The 16,217-nt window shown below is 42.5% G+C and carries 15 protein-coding genes; 11 read left to right on the forward strand and 4 right to left on the reverse strand.

All coding sequences use genetic code 11. From position 1 onward, the window contains the following. Positions 1-98 precede the first annotated feature (98 nt). Together ACOOEY_RS02030 and mpgS are read right to left on the reverse strand one after the other, a co-directional pair. Complete coding sequence (locus tag ACOOEY_RS02030; RefSeq protein ID WP_420387003.1) at positions 99-911, reverse strand: HAD-IIB family hydrolase; 813 nt, start codon at positions 909-911, stop codon at positions 99-101. After that, a complete protein-coding gene (gene mpgS / locus ACOOEY_RS02035; RefSeq protein WP_420387004.1) occupies positions 908-2,215 on the reverse strand; it encodes a mannosyl-3-phosphoglycerate synthase in 1,308 nt (435 codons plus the stop codon). The genes ACOOEY_RS02030 and mpgS overlap by 4 nt, the downstream gene beginning before the upstream one ends. Positions 2,216-2,450: 235 nt before the next feature. Here mpgS and ACOOEY_RS02040 point away from each other — a divergent pair, with 235 nt between their 5' ends. Beyond that, a complete protein-coding gene (locus ACOOEY_RS02040) occupies positions 2,451-2,984 on the forward strand; it encodes a hypothetical protein (RefSeq protein ID WP_420387005.1) in 534 nt (177 codons plus the stop codon). Between the two features lie 110 nt (positions 2,985-3,094). Then, the gene (locus tag ACOOEY_RS02045) at positions 3,095-5,533 is read left to right on the forward strand and encodes a ligase-associated DNA damage response DEXH box helicase (protein WP_420387006.1); all 2,439 of its coding nucleotides are present in this window, start codon (positions 3,095-3,097) and stop codon (positions 5,531-5,533) included. Between the two features lie 51 nt (positions 5,534-5,584). Here the strand turns inward: ACOOEY_RS02045 and ACOOEY_RS02050 are convergent, their stop codons facing one another. After that, positions 5,585-7,669, reverse strand: a complete 2,085-nt coding sequence (locus ACOOEY_RS02050) for a DPP IV N-terminal domain-containing protein (protein WP_420387007.1) — start codon at positions 7,667-7,669, stop codon at positions 5,585-5,587. A gap of 229 nt (positions 7,670-7,898) precedes the next feature. On the opposite strand from ACOOEY_RS02050, the gene ACOOEY_RS02055 reads away from it, so the two are divergent. The 3 genes from ACOOEY_RS02055 to ACOOEY_RS02065 all read left to right on the forward strand — a co-directional run bounded on the left by ACOOEY_RS02055 (position 7,899) and on the right by ACOOEY_RS02065 (position 10,833). Next, positions 7,899-8,171, forward strand: coding sequence for a DUF3817 domain-containing protein (locus ACOOEY_RS02055; RefSeq protein ID WP_420387008.1), 273 nt, complete (start codon positions 7,899-7,901; stop codon positions 8,169-8,171). A gap of 83 nt (positions 8,172-8,254) precedes the next feature. Then, a complete protein-coding gene (locus ACOOEY_RS02060; protein ID WP_420387009.1) occupies positions 8,255-10,609 on the forward strand; it encodes a TonB-dependent receptor in 2,355 nt (784 codons plus the stop codon). A gap of 20 nt (positions 10,610-10,629) precedes the next feature. Continuing rightward, positions 10,630-10,833: a hypothetical protein gene (locus tag ACOOEY_RS02065; protein ID WP_420387010.1), complete on the forward strand. Its 204-nt coding sequence runs from the start codon at positions 10,630-10,632 to the stop codon at positions 10,831-10,833. A gap of 158 nt (positions 10,834-10,991) precedes the next feature. Here the strand turns inward: ACOOEY_RS02065 and ACOOEY_RS02070 are convergent, their stop codons facing one another. Beyond that, complete coding sequence (locus ACOOEY_RS02070; protein WP_420387011.1) at positions 10,992-11,429, reverse strand: DUF2147 domain-containing protein; 438 nt, start codon at positions 11,427-11,429, stop codon at positions 10,992-10,994. Between the two features lie 57 nt (positions 11,430-11,486). On the opposite strand from ACOOEY_RS02070, the gene pdeM reads away from it, so the two are divergent. The 6 genes from pdeM (at position 11,487) to ACOOEY_RS02100 (ending at position 16,109) form a co-directional block, all read left to right on the forward strand. Next, the gene (gene pdeM / locus ACOOEY_RS02075) at positions 11,487-12,119 is read left to right on the forward strand and encodes a ligase-associated DNA damage response endonuclease PdeM (protein ID WP_420387012.1); all 633 of its coding nucleotides are present in this window, start codon (positions 11,487-11,489) and stop codon (positions 12,117-12,119) included. Between the two features lie 122 nt (positions 12,120-12,241). Then, entirely contained in the window at positions 12,242-13,003 is a 762-nt protein-coding gene (locus ACOOEY_RS02080; protein WP_420387013.1) for a hypothetical protein, read from the forward strand. Positions 13,004-13,070: 67 nt separating this feature from the next. Then, positions 13,071-13,637, forward strand: a complete 567-nt coding sequence (locus ACOOEY_RS02085; protein WP_420387014.1) for a hypothetical protein — start codon at positions 13,071-13,073, stop codon at positions 13,635-13,637. A 211-nt stretch (positions 13,638-13,848) separates the two neighbouring features. Further along, the gene (locus ACOOEY_RS02090) at positions 13,849-14,616 is read left to right on the forward strand and encodes a hypothetical protein (RefSeq protein ID WP_420387015.1); all 768 of its coding nucleotides are present in this window, start codon (positions 13,849-13,851) and stop codon (positions 14,614-14,616) included. Positions 14,617-14,783: 167 nt separating this feature from the next. Then, on the forward strand, positions 14,784-15,356 hold the full coding sequence (locus ACOOEY_RS02095; protein WP_420387016.1) for a Crp/Fnr family transcriptional regulator: 573 nt from the start codon (positions 14,784-14,786) through the stop codon (positions 15,354-15,356). A 75-nt stretch (positions 15,357-15,431) separates the two neighbouring features. Continuing rightward, the gene (locus ACOOEY_RS02100; protein ID WP_420387017.1) at positions 15,432-16,109 is read left to right on the forward strand and encodes an FMN-dependent NADH-azoreductase; all 678 of its coding nucleotides are present in this window, start codon (positions 15,432-15,434) and stop codon (positions 16,107-16,109) included. Positions 16,110-16,217 lie beyond the last annotated feature (108 nt).

Here is a 16,217-nt window from a genome sequence, read left to right on the forward strand (position 1 = left end):
CAATTAATTATTGAATTTATTAATCAAACAAGTGTAAGATTCACTATGCTCTTATAGCTCTTTGGATTGGGAATAATTCAAGAGAAATAGCCTGAAGATCAGCCATGAGCAGGCGCTTCTAAAATAATCTGAGCTACTTTATTCCAGCCACTCGGGCCAATACCATTGACCTTCTTGATGGTATCATCTTCCAGATCGGCCCATAGACCGGTAGGTCTCTGTACCAGGTAAGGATCATGAACGGACTGCAGCATTTCAAAATCATTGATGCTGTCACCGGCACCATAGCTGATAATACCCCCCCATTCCTTTTCATATAGTGAAATAAGTATATCAACCGCTTTGCCCTTATCAGCCTTGTCCGATACTACGGTCTGAAACTTACTGCCTGGAATATTTCTCAGTCCGTTTTTCTTCAGGTAGTCGTTAAAGCCTTCGGTTACCCTACCCTTGAGTATGGTTTCGGAAAACTCGCGTTCCATGGCTCTTCTTGATGAACGCAAATCGAGGCCAGTGTACATAGACACTTCTTCTGCAGGTAAATCAAAATAACAAAGCAGAGAAAGCCCCATTGATTCTCTTGCTTTACTAATTACATCCCTGATAAAGCCAACTGGTTTTCCCAGTGCAATGACTTCATAGTCATCAATTACATAAGTGTTGTAAGGTATCTTTTGAGAGAAATAACCTCTGGGAATAAATATGGCTGACCCATTTTCTACAATGAAGGGATCTTTCACCTCCATCGAATCACGGTAAAACTCTTGCTCTACCCTGGACTTAGAACTACAAAAAACAATTGGAATGCCCTGTGACTTCAGCGCCCCGACAGACTTCAGGGTTCTTGCAAATGAATAACTCTTAAGGTCCAGTAATGTACCGTCTAAATCGCTAAATAGAACTCTTCTCATTTGATCTCCAATTGTTCATGTGCCGCAGGCAAATGATCTTTGCTTTTGGTCAGATCGCGTGCCAGCTTCTTTTTACCATTCTTGTACTTATACTTCGACAAATCAACTTTCAGGAATTCTGCATAAGGTGCATCCTTCAAAGTTTCTTTGAACTTCAGCATGTTCACCTCGGTCAAAGCGGGATAGTAACGCACCGTTTCCGGCATTTGCTCTCCATCCTTTAATAAACCACGGTTATATAAATCCAGTAAAATCTCCTCCTTTAAATGATCCGGGCAAAGTGGCGACCTGTAAATAACCTCCATAGCCTCTCGACTCATAGACTTCACGTGCTCATCGCCCTTGACTTCGTGCAGATGCGGATTACGGCTTTCAATCTGGAAGAACTGAATCCCTTGTTTCATCACATCCGCAGAAGGCGAATCAATGATTCCTCCAAACCTCTCCAATACATTGATATAATGGTAGGGCTCAATGGAATACCCTGACGAATAATCAATATTCAGTGCCAGGTCCATGCTCATGGCATGTTCTCCAGCATTTCCCGTCTTAATGATTTCAGTTCCATAACCCGTATAGCTACTCACCAGGCTATTCAATATCTTATTGGTATGCTCTGAAGCTCTTCCTCTTTTCGCAAAGAAGAGGCTGGATTCTACAATCTTGGGTTTACTGTGCCAGGCAATTCGCACCATGGAGTAGTCAGATTTAGCGCTGTAAAGTGCTGCACTATATTCCTGCACATATTCGTAAACAGCACCAGGGAAGTAATTATCCGAATCAATAAAGCCAATGTATTTCTTACCACAGAGATAGGCCAGAATAGTACTGAGTATCATTCCCTCAGCCTTACCACTTCTTACTTCTCCTTTCTCATCGAGAATGTAATCGTAGCCTGAAGCTTTACAGGCTGCCGCAAGCAGAGGATCTTTCTGATGTGCAATGAAAATATCCTTCTTCATGAACTTACTCATGTGGTTGAGAGCGTCCATTTCAATTTGAAAACGGTCTACCGGTTCGCGCTTGCTATTGGAAACCAGTATTACGAGACATTCATGGGGAATACCAGATAGTACCCCTTCCAACAGCTTGATCTTCTCGTCCTTGATTGGAACTACAATCGCCATCTGCTCCTGTATATCCTGAAGTGACTCGTAAGATATCCGGGTGATCACCCTTCTCTCTTTTTCCTTTGGCTCCAACTCTTTCAGCTTAAGCCCCGCATCCAACTCCCATACCTTCTGCACATCGTGAATTTGTATGGGACCAAACCTTTCAACTTCTCTGGGTATTTCAATTCGCATATTATAAAAATAAGGAAGATCAGGCTACTTTTTCATCCAAATTAAAAGCTATTAACGCAATCGGTTGTTTAAATGGATAATTTTTAAACCTACTTAATACTTATTTTCATTAATCAGACAGCTATCCATGAAATATACATTTTCAATTTTCAAGCTTTTAGGAATCTTTAACTCATTGAAGCACGGGATTGGACTGAGAATTTATTTATTTCGTGCCCTTAAATAATATTGGTTGATGCGAGCAAAGAATATTCTACTGGGTTTATTGCTAACCACTTTAATAGTAGGTTGTAAGAAAGATGAGGTGCCTGTTCAGGACGATTATTACTTCACTTACGAAATTAAAATCAGCAACAGAATATCTGAGCCGACTATCATTAATGGATACTACGGACACGTATTACTCTTTGAAGGTGATTTTATGCCAAGCACTGAGGGTACAGCCAAAGCACCTGATACCGTACGCAATGAGCTTTACTTCTATGATGCCGATAAGCTGGAAGCCCTGGAAGCCGCCAAGGTTCAAAGAGATGGCGTAGACTTTTACGACCTGCGGAAGCTTAAGAAAGACGATGTAACGCCTAAGTACATTATTAAACCGAATAAGAAAGGTTTCTATCAGATTGATACCAATAACCAAAACTACCTCGTACTGATTGAGGTAAAAAAGAACCTTGGCTATTTCAATGGAGGTCCTTTCAAAGCCGGGCACGAAACTACTCAGCTTCGTACCAGAAATATGAACATAGACTACAACGCCACTTTTTAGCAGTTATCAGGTCATCTAATGAATATCTCTGGTCTGCTCCGTAAAGTTTGAAGCAGAAACTTGAACATAAACACGTCCATTCAGTAATTTAAGGCAGACAGTCCAATGCCTTGAAAAAACAACACGACCTTAATCCTGCCATTAACTGGTTCAACTCCAAAGGATGGACAGCTTTTGAGTTTCAACAAGAATGCTGGAATGCCTATCTCAATGGAAAGAGTGGCCTTCTCAATGCACCCACAGGTAGTGGTAAGACTTATGCTATCTGGATGGGCTGTGTATTACAGGCGCTCAAAAATCCCGAAAAGGCCAAAGGATTGCAAGTGATCTGGGTTACTCCTCTAAGAGCTTTAGCCAAGGACATTCATTCAGCTATGCAGGCAGTTTGCCGGGACATAGGCCTGGATTGGGAGATTGGGTTGCGTACAGGCGATACAAGTCAAAAGGATCGGCAAGCCCAACAGAAGCAAATGCCACAGGCTCTGGTCACCACTCCCGAAAGCATTCATATACTACTGGCACAAAAGCAGGCTCCCAAAACTTTTGCCAACCTGAAGGCCGTCATTGTTGATGAATGGCACGAACTGGTCGGTAGTAAGCGAGGCGTACAAATGGAACTGGCTCTGGCCTATTTTCGTCACCTTAATCCCAAACCCATACAAACCTGGGCGGTATCGGCAACTATCGGCAATCTGGAAGAAGCTACCCGGGTGTTATTGGGAGACCTCTATGATGACTGCGAAATCATCAGAGCCAATATTGATAAGAAGATTGAGATTGAAACCATACTTCCAGAATCAGTTGATACTTTACCCTGGACAGGACATCTGGGTATTAATATGCTCTCACGCATTTTACCCATCCTGGATGAGAATACCTCCACCCTGCTTTTTACCAATGTAAGGTCACAAACAGAAATCTGGTACAAAAGCCTGATGGAGCGTGCTCCAGAACTGGCGGGTCTTGTGGCTATGCATCATGGTTCATTGGATCTCAATGTCAGACAGTGGGTGGAAGAGGCTCTGCATAAAGGGAAACTCAAGTGCGTGGTTTGTACTTCCAGTCTGGATCTGGGCGTAGACTTCCGCCCGGTAGACATGGTCATTCAGGCGGGAGGCCCTAAAGGAGTTGCCCGTTTCTTCCAAAGAGCAGGACGAAGTGGACACCAACCGGGAGCCACCAGTAAGATTTACTTCCTCCCTACTCATTCGCTGGAATTGATTGAAGCTGCTGTGTTGAAAGAAGCTATTGCCAATCAACAGTTTGAGAGTCGGACCCCTCTGGTACTTTGCTACGATGTACTGGTTCAGTACCTGGTAACTCTGGCCGTTGGACCTGGCCTTTACCCTGAAGAAGTAAGAGGACATATTCAAAGTACCCATGCTTTTGCCGAGCTGACCGATCAGGAATGGCAGTGGTGTCTGGAGTTTATCACTACAGGGGGCAATTCCCTGAGTGCCTATGATGAATATGCCAAAGTCGAAATAATGGCCGATGGACTCTGGAAAGTAAATAATCGTAAAACAGCCATGCGTCATCGACTGTCCATGGGTACTATTGTAGGAGATCCGGTGGTGAAAGTGAGGTATGGCTCCGGTAAGTTCATCGGTACGGTAGAGGAATCATTTATCGCTCAACTGAATGAAGGAGATACTTTCTGGTTTGCAGGAAGAAACTGGGAATTGGTACGCTTTAAGGACATGACAGCCCAGGTCAGGAAATCCAATAAAACCAAAGGGCCTATTCCTCGCTGGGGTGGCGGAAAGGCATCCTTTACCTCACTCCTCTCTGGTCAGCTTCGCAGAAAAATCCATGATGCGTCTCACGATGTCTTCGAGGGGGTTGAAATGAATGCCATTGCACCACTTCTGAAGAAACAGGGCAAACTCTCCGCTTTGCCACTGGAGAAGGAATTGCTGGTAGAGCAGATCAAGTCAGATGAGGGCACACACATTTACTTCTATCCTTTCGAAGGAAAATATGTACATGAAGTTTTGGCGGCTTTATTGGCCTATAGAATATCCGTTAGTCAACCTATAAGTTTTTCCATTGCCTCTAACGATTATGGCTTTGAACTGCTTACTGATATGGATATTGAAATTGAGGACTTTCTGGAGCTGGACCTTTTCTCCATGGAGAATCTATTGGATGACATCAATGCCAGCATCAACAACACGGAGATGGCGAAACGCAAGTTTAGGGATATTGCCACTATTGCAGGGCTGATCTTTCAAGGTTACCCAGGAAAAGGCATGACCTACAAACACCTTCAGGCTTCCTCCACCATGCTCTATAGAGTATTTGAAGATTATGACCCGGGTAACCTCTTGCTCAAACAGGCTAACGAAGAGGTATTAAGCCTGCAGTTTGAAAGGTCACGACTAACAGAATCTCTGAAGAGAATCAATCAACAGGAAATTGTACTGAAAAAACTGCGACAGCCAACACCTTTCTGTTTCCCGATTATGGTTGACCGGCTTAGGGAGCGATTCACCACTGAAATGCTTTCTGAACGCATACAGCGCATGCAACTCGACTTTGAGGGATAAAAAAAGGCCGGCAACTCATAGCTACCGGCCTCTCATTCTTATTTGAATATGTTAACGCTTCAGATCAAGCGCCATTCCGTTTTTCATGACCAGGTGCTCAATAAAGAACTCCATCATACGCTCAGTATCCATGGCCGTATGTCCTCTGTCAGGACCTACCTGTACTTCAAAGCTCTTGCGGGCATCCTGTAAAGCCTTAATGAATGCCAGAGAATTCTGAGGGTGAACGTTGTTATCGCTGGTACCGAAGTACACCATCAACTCACCTTCCAGTTGGTCAACCTGATTCATCAGACTAAAAGTCTCATATCCTTCCAGGTTGTTCTCCAACAGGTTCATATAACGCTCAGTGTAGATATTGTCATAGTATCTCCAGTCAGTCACAGCCGAGTTAACCACTGCAGCATGGAACACTTCCGGATGTCTCAACAGGGAAGTAGCTGAAGTAGTACCACCATAAGATGTACCATAAACTCCTACTCTGTTCTTATCGAAATAAGGTCTGTCATAGAGCGACTTAATACCTTCGGCAAAGTCATCCATTTCTACCTGACCCAGTTTACCGTAGATTTCATCCAGCATTCTTTTTCCTCTTCCTCTTACATTTCTGCCATCTACATCAACTACCAGGAATCCATATTCAGTCAATGAGTTAGGAAGGGTGAAGTTCTCTGTAAACTCGTTGGTAGCAGGGCCACCATAGTTAGCCAGAATCAGTGGATATTTTTTGTTTGGGTCGAAGTTAGACGGAAAGTGAAGCAAACCGTGTAGTTCAGTTTTACCATCAGCTGCGGTAAAGGTGAAGGCCTCCACTTTCTTCAAACCCAGAGATTCGAACTTGCTGAGATCACTTTTGGCCAGCTCTGCCAACACTTTGCCTTTGCTGTCTACCAGATTGGTAAATGGTGCAATGTTGTGCGTCTGAGCAATGTCTATAAAGTATTTACCATCAGGTGAGATGGTTACTCTGTGATTGTAAGCAGGATCAGTCATTCTGGTGTCCTTAGAGCCATCCAATCTCACTTTGTGCAGCTGCATTTTCATGTGATTTTCACCACTTCTGGCCATGTAGTAAAGCTCCCCTTTCTTCTCATCGACCATTTGGATACCAGCCACCTCAAAAGGATGATTGGTAATAGTAGCTTCTAGTGTTCCGTCTACATTGTATAGATAGTAGTTGTTGAAACCACTTCTTTCAGAAGCCCAGATGAAACGCTTACCATCTGCCAACCAGTGCATTTCTGGCGTGTTTCTGGTAAAGCTAGGCAGCCACTCTTCTCTCACTACTGTTCTGCTCTTCCCTGTTTCCGGATTGGCAGCTCGCAGCTCCATGATATCCTGCTTTCTGTTGGTGCTGTGATAAAGCAATTCAGACCCATCAGGAGTCCACTCAACACCATATAGATAAGTTCCTAAAGCACCATCATTAAAAGGCTTACCATCTCTGGTATCCAGCTTGGTCATTTTCTTGGTTTCCAGATCGTAAACCATTAAGTCTACCGGCAGGTTAGGTTCTCCTACTTTCGGGTAAGACATCACTTCCAGTGAATCGTACATCTGAAGCTGATCCAGGAGCACATAGTATTTCTTCGAGTTCTTTTCATCGAATCGATAGAAAGCCACCTTTTTACTGTCTGGTGACCACCACATAGCGGTAATCTGACCTAACTCTTCACCATATACCCAGGTAGCAATACCATACTTAATCTGGTTATCCATGTTACCATCGGTAGTGATGGCCTGCACATTGCTACCATCGATATTACTGATGTACATGTTTCTATCTTTGGTATAAGCCATCAACTCACCATTAGGCGCATCAGCTGAAGCATACTGGCGACCTCTGGCCGGACGGTTAAACCGTCTTCTTTCGGGTCTTGGAGGAGTACCTAAATCTTCCTGAGTTTTCTTTTTGACATCGTATTTCCACAGCTTTCCATCCTTTACATATTGGAAACTGCCGCCATCTTCGCTCCAGTTGGCGGAAATCATTCCGTATTCTACAGAACCACGAATTTGCGGAGCCACCCTGCTATATTGATCATAGCCGGGCATGTTTTTCAGCTTATCCTGAGCTTTCCCGGGCATAGCCAGGATGAGCATGGATAAAGCGGTGAGGAATAAGACCTTTCTCATATTGGTAGTTTTCGTTTTTTCAGTTTTCAATACTAATACTTTCAGGCTTAAAAAAACAGATGAAATCTAAGAGCGGTATAGAGATTTAGCATTTACAATATAAGATATGCGATGTACTCTACACCATTTGCTCATTGCTAACTACCTCTCAAAGTACACCTTTGACATTTCAACTTGGAAATTAAAGTTTGAGGTTGAAGATTTGCGATCTCATAACGAAGCCCATTCCATGATACGAACCCTACGATTTCTGGCCATCGCTGAAGGCATTAGCTACCTCTTATTACTTGGCATCTGCATGCCCCTGAAATACTGGTTCAATATTCCCGAACCTACCTACCCGGTGGGGCTGGCGCATGGCGTACTGTTTGTATTATACTGTTCCTTTGTAATGTTTGTGGCGCGAAAGGAAACCTGGAGCATGGGCACCACTTTTCTGGCACTCATCGCCTCGCTTTTACCTTTCGGTACTTTCGTGGTAGAAAAGAAGCTATTGAAATAGCCAGCAGCATAAAAAGCTCATTTTTTTCAGAAATTCTCAAACCCTCATGCCCTTTCGTGGTTCTGTCTCATGAATAACACATTATGAAGCAGTACTTCCTGATTTTTACGCTGATCTTTGGTCACCCTCTTTTTGCCTTTCAAAATACCGGAACCCTTTCAGGGTATGTAAGGGATGCCAAGACTGGAGAATCCATCCCCGGAGCTACCGTACAGGTATTGGAATTAGGCACGGGAGCGATTACCAATGCTGAAGGTTTTTATACGCTCAGGGCTTTACCCACCGAGACTTTTAGCATTCAGGTTTCCTTTGTAGGCTATGAAAATCAGACCCGTTTCAATGTGGTGATCCGGTCAGGGGGAAATCCCGACCTGAATTTCGAGTTGAAGGAAACCGTTTCTGAGTTAGGCGAAGTAGTGGTAGTAGCCAACCCTTTTCAGAAGATAGAAGAAACACCCCTATCCATTCAAAAGCTTTCGCGAGAAGAAATTGCCACCTACCCCGGTGGAAACAATGATATAGCCAAGGTAGTACAGTCACTTCCGGGCGTTTCCGGCTCTATTGGAGGTTTCCGCAATGACATCATTATCAGAGGTGGTGCGCCTAATGAAAATGTCTACTATCTGGATGGTATTGAAATTCCTAACATCAACCACTTCGCCACTCAGGGAAGTGCGGGCGGACCTGTCGGACTGCTAAATGTAAGCTTCTTTGAAGGGGTGACGCTTTCTACTTCAGCCTTTGCCGCTCAGTACGACAATGCCCTTTCCGGTGTCCTGCAGTTTGACCAGCGCAATGGAAATACCCGGGAGTTCAGGACCAATTTCAGGTTAAGCAGCAGTGAAAGCGCTTTGACTTTTGAAGGTCCGCTATTTAAGAAGCAACAGGAATCATCTAACACCTCATTCATTGCTTCCGTGAGAAGGTCTTACCTCCAGTTTCTCTTTGAAGCCATCGACCTCCCTTTCCTTCCTGACTATTGGGACTATCAATACAAGGTGACTCACAAGATTGATGAGTATAATGAAATCACTATTACCGGTATCGGTTCAATTGATGACTTCAGCATTAATGTACCTGAGGAGTATGATGCTGAGCAACAGGCTACCCTGGATCAGGTTCCTATCATTAAGCAGCAGACCAACACTGCAGGTATTAGCTGGAAGCAGCGCAGAAAAGAGGGCCAGGGCTTCTTACAACTGGCTTTAAGCAATAACATACTGGACAATGATTTCAGAAAGTATGAAGACAATGAGAATGAAACAGGCCTGTACCTGCAAAACCTTTCACGGGAATCAGAAACCAAGCTACGGCTTAATCTGACTCGCTTTAAAGGTAACTGGACCTTGGTCAAGACTTTGAGCTTACAGGTCGTCAGTTACGAGAACAACAGCATTGACGTGATCAATACCAATCAGTTCAACAACAGCATAAGCTTCGCCAGGTATGGAGCCTCTTATCAGGCTTCCACCACAACCCTAAATGACAGACTAGACTTGTCCTTTGGACTTCGGTTCGATGGTAATTCTTTCACCGATTCGGGAAATGAAATCTGGCGTACCCTAAGCCCCAGAATATCGGCCAGCTATGCACTAGATGCAAACCAGCAATGGTCGTTAAATGCGAGCATCGGCAGGTACTATAAAATCCCTCCTTATACAATTCTCGGTTATTTCGACAATGGCTTTGTCAATCAAAATGCCCGATACATTCGCAGTGATCATGCGGTACTGGGTTTAGAATATTTGCTAAACCCTTCTTCCAGATTTACCCTGGAGGGTTTCTACAAAAAGTATAGTGACTACCCTGTTTCACTGAGTGAAGGCGTTTCGTTGGCCAACTTAGGTGGAGACTTCTCAGTGCTCGGCAATGAGGCCATCAGCAGTGTGGGAGAAGGAAGAACTTATGGTGTAGAATTTCTCTACCAGAAGAAGTTTACTAATAACTTCTATGCTATTCTGGCCTACACCTGGTATAACAGTGAGTTCACTGGTCTCGATGGAGTTTACCGACCTAGTGCCTGGAACAGTAACCACCTGCTGACATTTACCGGTGGCTACAAATTTGGCAATAACTGGGAAGTGAGCGCCCGCTCCCGCTACCTGGGCAGAACGCCTTACGCTCCGGTGGATGAAGCAGCTACGCTGGATAACTACCCTGCTATTATCAGAGATTATGACCAGCTGGGTACTGTGAGACTTCAGTCTTTCAACCAAACAGATATTCGCATCGATAAGAAGTGGAACTTCAGCCAATGGACATTAAATGTCTTCCTTGAAATTCAGAATGCCTTTGCCCAGAACATTCCTAATGAACCGGATTATGGTCTTAATCGCGATAACCAGGGGAATGTAATTAGCCCCAGGCAACTGGTGCAGATTGAGGATATCGACAACTCAAGCATATTGCCTTCTCTGGGTATAGTCATCGATTTCTAAGTGAAGCAGACTCCAAACTTATGACAAACACTTTCCGAAAAGTCTTTCAGTGTGCCCTGGTACTTTTTCTATTCCTTCTTGGTGTTGGAGTAGTGTACCTGTTCAATAAGGAGCGGTTCGATCTGAGTGAGGAGGACTATATTATCTCTGCCTTACTAACGGGTATTTCGGGCCTTGTGGCTTTTATCCTGATTGTGATTCTCAGGATGATGAATAGAGCCTGAGATTCTCTGTGACTTCCATCGCTCCCCTCCTCGTTTTCTATCCCGAGTGGGCGAGGGATCTGCCTCAATTCTCTTACCCAACGACAGTACCATTAGACAACTAAGGCAGATACTTCGGCTACGCCTCAGCATGAAAAAAGGAGTATACAGGGTAGCCTTTACTCCTCTACCCGAGTCCAGACCACGGTCCTACCGAACATGGCCATACCAATGTAGCCTCTTACATCCAGCTTATCCCCTTTCAGCTTCATACGGCAGGCATAAGTCTTCCCATTTTCAGGATCATAAATTTCCCCATCTTCCCAAACTCCATCGTCAAAAGTGAAGCCTTTTACCAGATTCAAACCAACAATAGGCCTTTTACGCAGCTCTTCTTCAGAGTTTTCTTTATCTAGTTTCGGCTGGCCATTGTCATTATTGGGTTCTTTAAGCCAGACAATTTTGCCGTTATACTTACCCGCTTCTTTATAGATCTCAATCTTGGCTTTACCATCATCGGTTAACCAAAGTCCCAACACATCATCGGCAGATTGTGCTTTCAAGACAGAAGAACCTAAAAGGAGAAACAAGGAGAAAAAGACGATGAGTTTTTGCATGCTTTATATTTTTGAAACTTGTTGGATTGAAAACGCCTGAGCCTTAAAATTGTTGGAATGCTCGTTCACGAATTACTGGGACAAAGATTAAGATTGATTCCTGAAAAAGGAATTTTCTGGGAAGAGAAAAAGTATCTTATTCTGGCCGACCTGCATTTAGGCAAGGCAGGGCACTTCCGTAAATCCGGTATTCCTGTATCTGACCTGATCCACAGCAAAGACATCTACCTGCTTGACAAACTCATTGCCCGCTTTCAACCGGAGCAGGTTATCTTTCTGGGTGATCTCTTCCATTCCGACCATAATCAGGGCTGGGAAATCTTCAGACGTTGGATGGTAAGCAAGGCACCGCTCCCATTCAAGCTGGTACTGGGCAACCATGATGTACTGGAAGCTCGAAATTATAGAATCCCAAACCTGGAAGTAATGGAAAAGCTTAGCCTCCATCCTTTTGACCTGACCCATATCCCTGAAGAAACCGAAGGCTACAATCTGGCCGGGCATATACATCCGGCCATCAAGATGCATGGCAAAGGCCGACAGTCGTTAAGGCTACCATGTTACTTTTTTGGAGAAAATAATGGCCTATTACCTGCTTTTGGCCACTTTACCGGAACTGCCAAAATAAGCATCAAAAAAACCGATGTCGTCTATGCCATTGCTGATCAGCAGGTAGTGAGGGTGAATTGATTGGGTTACTGCCTGATGTATTTGGAAGTTATTGGATGAATAGAGTTATTAAATTTTCTATATCTGCTATTCGCTAACGATATTGTTATTTAACATGGGACTCGAATTTCTTTAAACGAAAAATGCTCTTTGCAAAACCAAAACCGACCGTAACACCAGAAGACAAAGAATGGGTTGAAGATGCCTTTCTTTGGTTCGAAGAAGAATATGGAGCAGATTATTTGAAAAACGTCAGGATTATCGAACCCACAAAGGAGTTTTTCAACTATGAATTCTCGGGACTAGAAAAAGATGCCGAGTATGCGCTTGAAAAGTGCATGGAGTACATGGAAATTAAAAACACTAACGTAGAGCTCTATTTTTTCTCTGAATCTCCTATGGAATTTGAAGACGAGGGAATTATAGCTACTCACAACGAAGAAGGCTTCAGAAACCAGTCGAGTAATGCCATTGGTAAGTATTCCGAGCGCGGGCCGAATACATTTGAGATTGGGCTTGAACTTAGTCAACTTAAAAATCCGCAATCCATGATTGCCACGTTGGCACATGAACTGTCTCATCTTATTCTATTGGGTGAAGGCCGTCTTCATGAAAATGATGAAGAATTAACGGACTTAAATTGCATTGCAATGGGTTTTGGCATATTTCTATCCAACTCACTTTTCAATTTTCAACAATGGCAGGGTCATAGTCATCAGGGTTGGCAGACTAATCGCCAGGGCTATATTCCCGAACAAGTGGCAGCGTATGCCATGGCCCTGTTCAATAACTATCAGGACAACCCTACGAATTGGAGTCAACACCTGAATAAAGGCATTCGGAAGATGTATGAAAAGAACTTAAAGTTCCTGAATACGACAGAAAATGCAACCCGATTTAGATGAGTTCCAAATGGGCTAATATATGTAGAGTTATGAGCTATTGTAAAATAGCACTTGAAGTATCTAGATCATGGTAACAATTCCAATAGAAAACAACGAGCTCATTCTAGACAATACTAAAATCACCTGGGTTACCCCCCTTTATACCGAGGAAATTAAATCTCCAACAGAACTCATATATGGTCATTCATATCTTGAGTTCTATCTTTTCACAATAGGAATTGGCTATACAATTAAGGTTAGGAATTCAGATGGCAATACGCTAACTATTCGGATCAAATCCTATTTTCAAAAGAAGCATAATGAAAAATACGGCTTGTTCAATCAAGTTACAGGAGCTATCTGGAAACATTACTTCATCGATAAAATAGAAGAACAACTTCACGAATGGGAACAAGGTAAAAGTCTGCAAATCGGCAACTATGAGATCAACGCCTTTGAAGTTTCATATCGAACCCCTAACAAACCTAAAAGCATAGCTCTGGATGACATATCCATATTAAGAAGAGAAGAAGATTTTCTTATTCTTTCCAAGTCTAATCCTGACAAATTTATGAGAGTAGTACACCTCAAAGAATGGAATTGGGCTGTACTTCTAACCATATTAGAAAGCATTAGTACCCGCATTATAAAATAATGTTATGGAATAGCAGACCTTCAAACATCAACATTCAGGAGTCATATCTATGACTCATACAAACTATATTGTTAAATTGATTAGTGTGACAGGATTCCTAAAGAACAGACAAAAAATCACACCGATACCTTATTAATAGAAGAAGGACTGACAGGACAATTGTTTTAAACTGACCGAACAATCAAAACTACATTTAATTTGATCATACCAAATGAAGTATATCCTATTATTCGCATTGGCCATATTGACATTCACTTCCTTTGGGCAAGAGGTTGAAAAAATAATCTTTACTTCCCAAAAACATGACGAGCCACCTACAAAACAAGGTAGACCCAAGTACAAAATTGAATTCTTAAAAGAATCCAATGGAGATTTTACAGCTTCTGTCTTTTACATAAATAGAAGAAAAAAGAAATTAAAAGACAGGGTAAGAATTGAGAAAGAAAGAGTTGAAAAAATAACTGAATGGAGAATTTTGAATAAGAAGACATTCAGCCTATCTGATTTGGAACTTGACATCTCAGAACTTACACCACAAAACGATTACAAGCTAAATTTTGATATTCCAACCAACCTAACAGTTGAAGTAGACTCCTTTCGATTCTGTAAGTCCCTCGACTTCAGACCAGATTATGTCATAGGCGGACAAGAATTTTCAGTCACATTAGTTAATCGAATAAAACAAACAGAGGAATTCGTTTTCGAGTCAAATCTTGATGATGATGACTTCAACCTAAAGAACTATATTTTTTTCTATGAATTGCTGAAAGACAAAATACCAGAAGAAGTACCCGACTATGGCTTCTTCTCAAAAAGTAGGTTCTATAAAGTAATATTGTATTACCAAATGACTGTTGAATGCGAAGGTTTTTATTACCGAGAGTACATAAGCAAGAATCCCCAAATAACTGATAGTGATAGAAGAATGATGATAGGTTGGGATTTTGTTAAGTACCTAAAGGAGCGAAATAATAAGTAATAGATTCCCTATTTTATTATTCCTCTCGGTGGGAACAAATCCCCTAATCTTGTAAATAACTTTCTTCGTCAGACCAATAAGTAAGGGAATTGAAAAATCAAACTACTGTGAGAATCTTTGATGAGAAAACTTTGATCTCATAGTACCATCAACCCAGCACCAGAAACATGGACAGTCTAAGGCAACACATACTCAAATACATTCAACTTGATGTACAGCAGCTTGATGAAGTACTGAGCCACTTCACCCCTATCAACTTTAAAAAGAAAGACTATGTTCTTAACTCAGGTTCAGTCTGCCACTACGATTACTATATTTTATCCGGTGCGTTAAAGTTGAGTCAAATCAATGCCACGTCAGGATCAGAAGAAGTCCTTTCATTGGCCATTACCGACTGGTGGATAACCGACTTAGACAGTTTCCGAAATCAAAAGCCCGCACATACAACCATTCAGGCAGAGCAAGACACGGAAGTACTTGCACTAAGTAGAGAAGCTTTCAACAGTGTCTGTTCCCAATTCCCGCAAATGGAGAAATACTTCCGCACAATGACTGAAAAGCATCTGATTTCATGGATGAACCGGGTTTACATGCGTAATTCTCTTTCAGCAGAAGAACGCTTAGAACATTTCATCCGTTCATACCCTGAGCATTACGAGATATTTCCAAGGTACTTGATCGCTTCTTATCTGGGAATGTCTGCCGAAATGCTCAGTAAACTCAGGGCACGAAAGCGATAATTACCTTTCTTGAACCAGTTCAATTTTATCGCGAAGTAAGAGGCTGACATTTGCTACTCATTAAAAGTAGAACAAATGAAAATCAGAATCCTTAACCTTCAGTCGAGTGCCAGTATGGACAGGTCACTCACCAGAATGCTCTCCAATACTTTTATAGAAAACATCAGTGCAAGTCATCCTTATGTTGAAGTCGAAACATTAGACCTAATCAAGTCTGCACCTCCCTTTGTATCACCCGAGTGGATTTCCGGTGCATTTAGTAAAACGACACTTACGGCCCAGGAAATCACCGCACTTTCAAAGTCTGAAGAATATATTGCTCAGATCGAAAAGGCCAATTTAATACTCATAGGTGCTCCAATGTACAATTATGGTATGCCCGCGAACCTTAAGGCCTGGTTCGACCAATTAGCCAGAATCAATAAAACCTTTTCTTTTGACCTAAATCGTGGAGACTTTCCGATTGAGCCCATTTTAAAAGACAAAGTGCTGGTCTTGATGACCTCCTCCGGTGAATTTGGTTTCGAGAAAGGTGGTATTCGCGAAGATTCCGGTCACTTAGTGCCTCATATTAAAGCTTGCGCACATTATCTGGGCGTCAACTCAAAGCAAGACTTTTACCATATAGGCATTGAATACCAGGAATTTAAAGACAAACGACATGAAAACTCAAAACGTAAGGCATTTGATGCCGTGCCTGTTTTGGTAGAATCCATTCTTGAAAAGTATTTTCACACGTCTATGTCTGCGTAGAACTCAGATCACCGCATTGATTTGCCCAATTGGTCTTGGCATTTGGTCAAGACCACACATATCCCATTGCATGTTTACCTTTATTAATACCTTCCTTCATAGGGTAGT

This window comes from Roseivirga sp. (genome assembly GCF_965216855.1).
Lineage (GTDB): Bacteria > Bacteroidota > Bacteroidia > Cytophagales > Cyclobacteriaceae > Roseivirga.

Excerpts from the sequence above, each read along its gene's own strand:
- ACOOEY_RS02030 (WP_420387003.1), bottom strand. The coding sequence starts at position 911 with ATGAGAAGAGTTCTATTTAGCGATTTAGACGGTACATTACTGGACCTT.
- mpgS (WP_420387004.1), bottom strand. The coding sequence starts at position 2,215 with ATGCGAATTGAAATACCCAGAGAAGTTGAAAGGTTTGGTCCCATACAA.
- ACOOEY_RS02040 (WP_420387005.1), top strand. The coding sequence starts at position 2,451 with ATGCGAGCAAAGAATATTCTACTGGGTTTATTGCTAACCACTTTAATA.
- ACOOEY_RS02050 (WP_420387007.1), bottom strand. The coding sequence starts at position 7,669 with ATGAGAAAGGTCTTATTCCTCACCGCTTTATCCATGCTCATCCTGGCT.
- ACOOEY_RS02055 (WP_420387008.1), top strand. The coding sequence starts at position 7,899 with ATGATACGAACCCTACGATTTCTGGCCATCGCTGAAGGCATTAGCTAC.
- ACOOEY_RS02060 (WP_420387009.1), top strand. The coding sequence starts at position 8,255 with ATGAAGCAGTACTTCCTGATTTTTACGCTGATCTTTGGTCACCCTCTT.
- ACOOEY_RS02065 (WP_420387010.1), top strand. The coding sequence starts at position 10,630 with ATGACAAACACTTTCCGAAAAGTCTTTCAGTGTGCCCTGGTACTTTTT.
- ACOOEY_RS02070 (WP_420387011.1), bottom strand. The coding sequence starts at position 11,429 with ATGCAAAAACTCATCGTCTTTTTCTCCTTGTTTCTCCTTTTAGGTTCT.
- pdeM (WP_420387012.1), top strand. The coding sequence starts at position 11,487 with ATGCTCGTTCACGAATTACTGGGACAAAGATTAAGATTGATTCCTGAA.
- ACOOEY_RS02080 (WP_420387013.1), top strand. The coding sequence starts at position 12,242 with ATGCTCTTTGCAAAACCAAAACCGACCGTAACACCAGAAGACAAAGAA.
- ACOOEY_RS02085 (WP_420387014.1), top strand. The coding sequence starts at position 13,071 with ATGGTAACAATTCCAATAGAAAACAACGAGCTCATTCTAGACAATACT.
- ACOOEY_RS02090 (WP_420387015.1), top strand. The coding sequence starts at position 13,849 with ATGAAGTATATCCTATTATTCGCATTGGCCATATTGACATTCACTTCC.
- ACOOEY_RS02095 (WP_420387016.1), top strand. The coding sequence starts at position 14,784 with ATGGACAGTCTAAGGCAACACATACTCAAATACATTCAACTTGATGTA.
- ACOOEY_RS02100 (WP_420387017.1), top strand. The coding sequence starts at position 15,432 with ATGAAAATCAGAATCCTTAACCTTCAGTCGAGTGCCAGTATGGACAGG.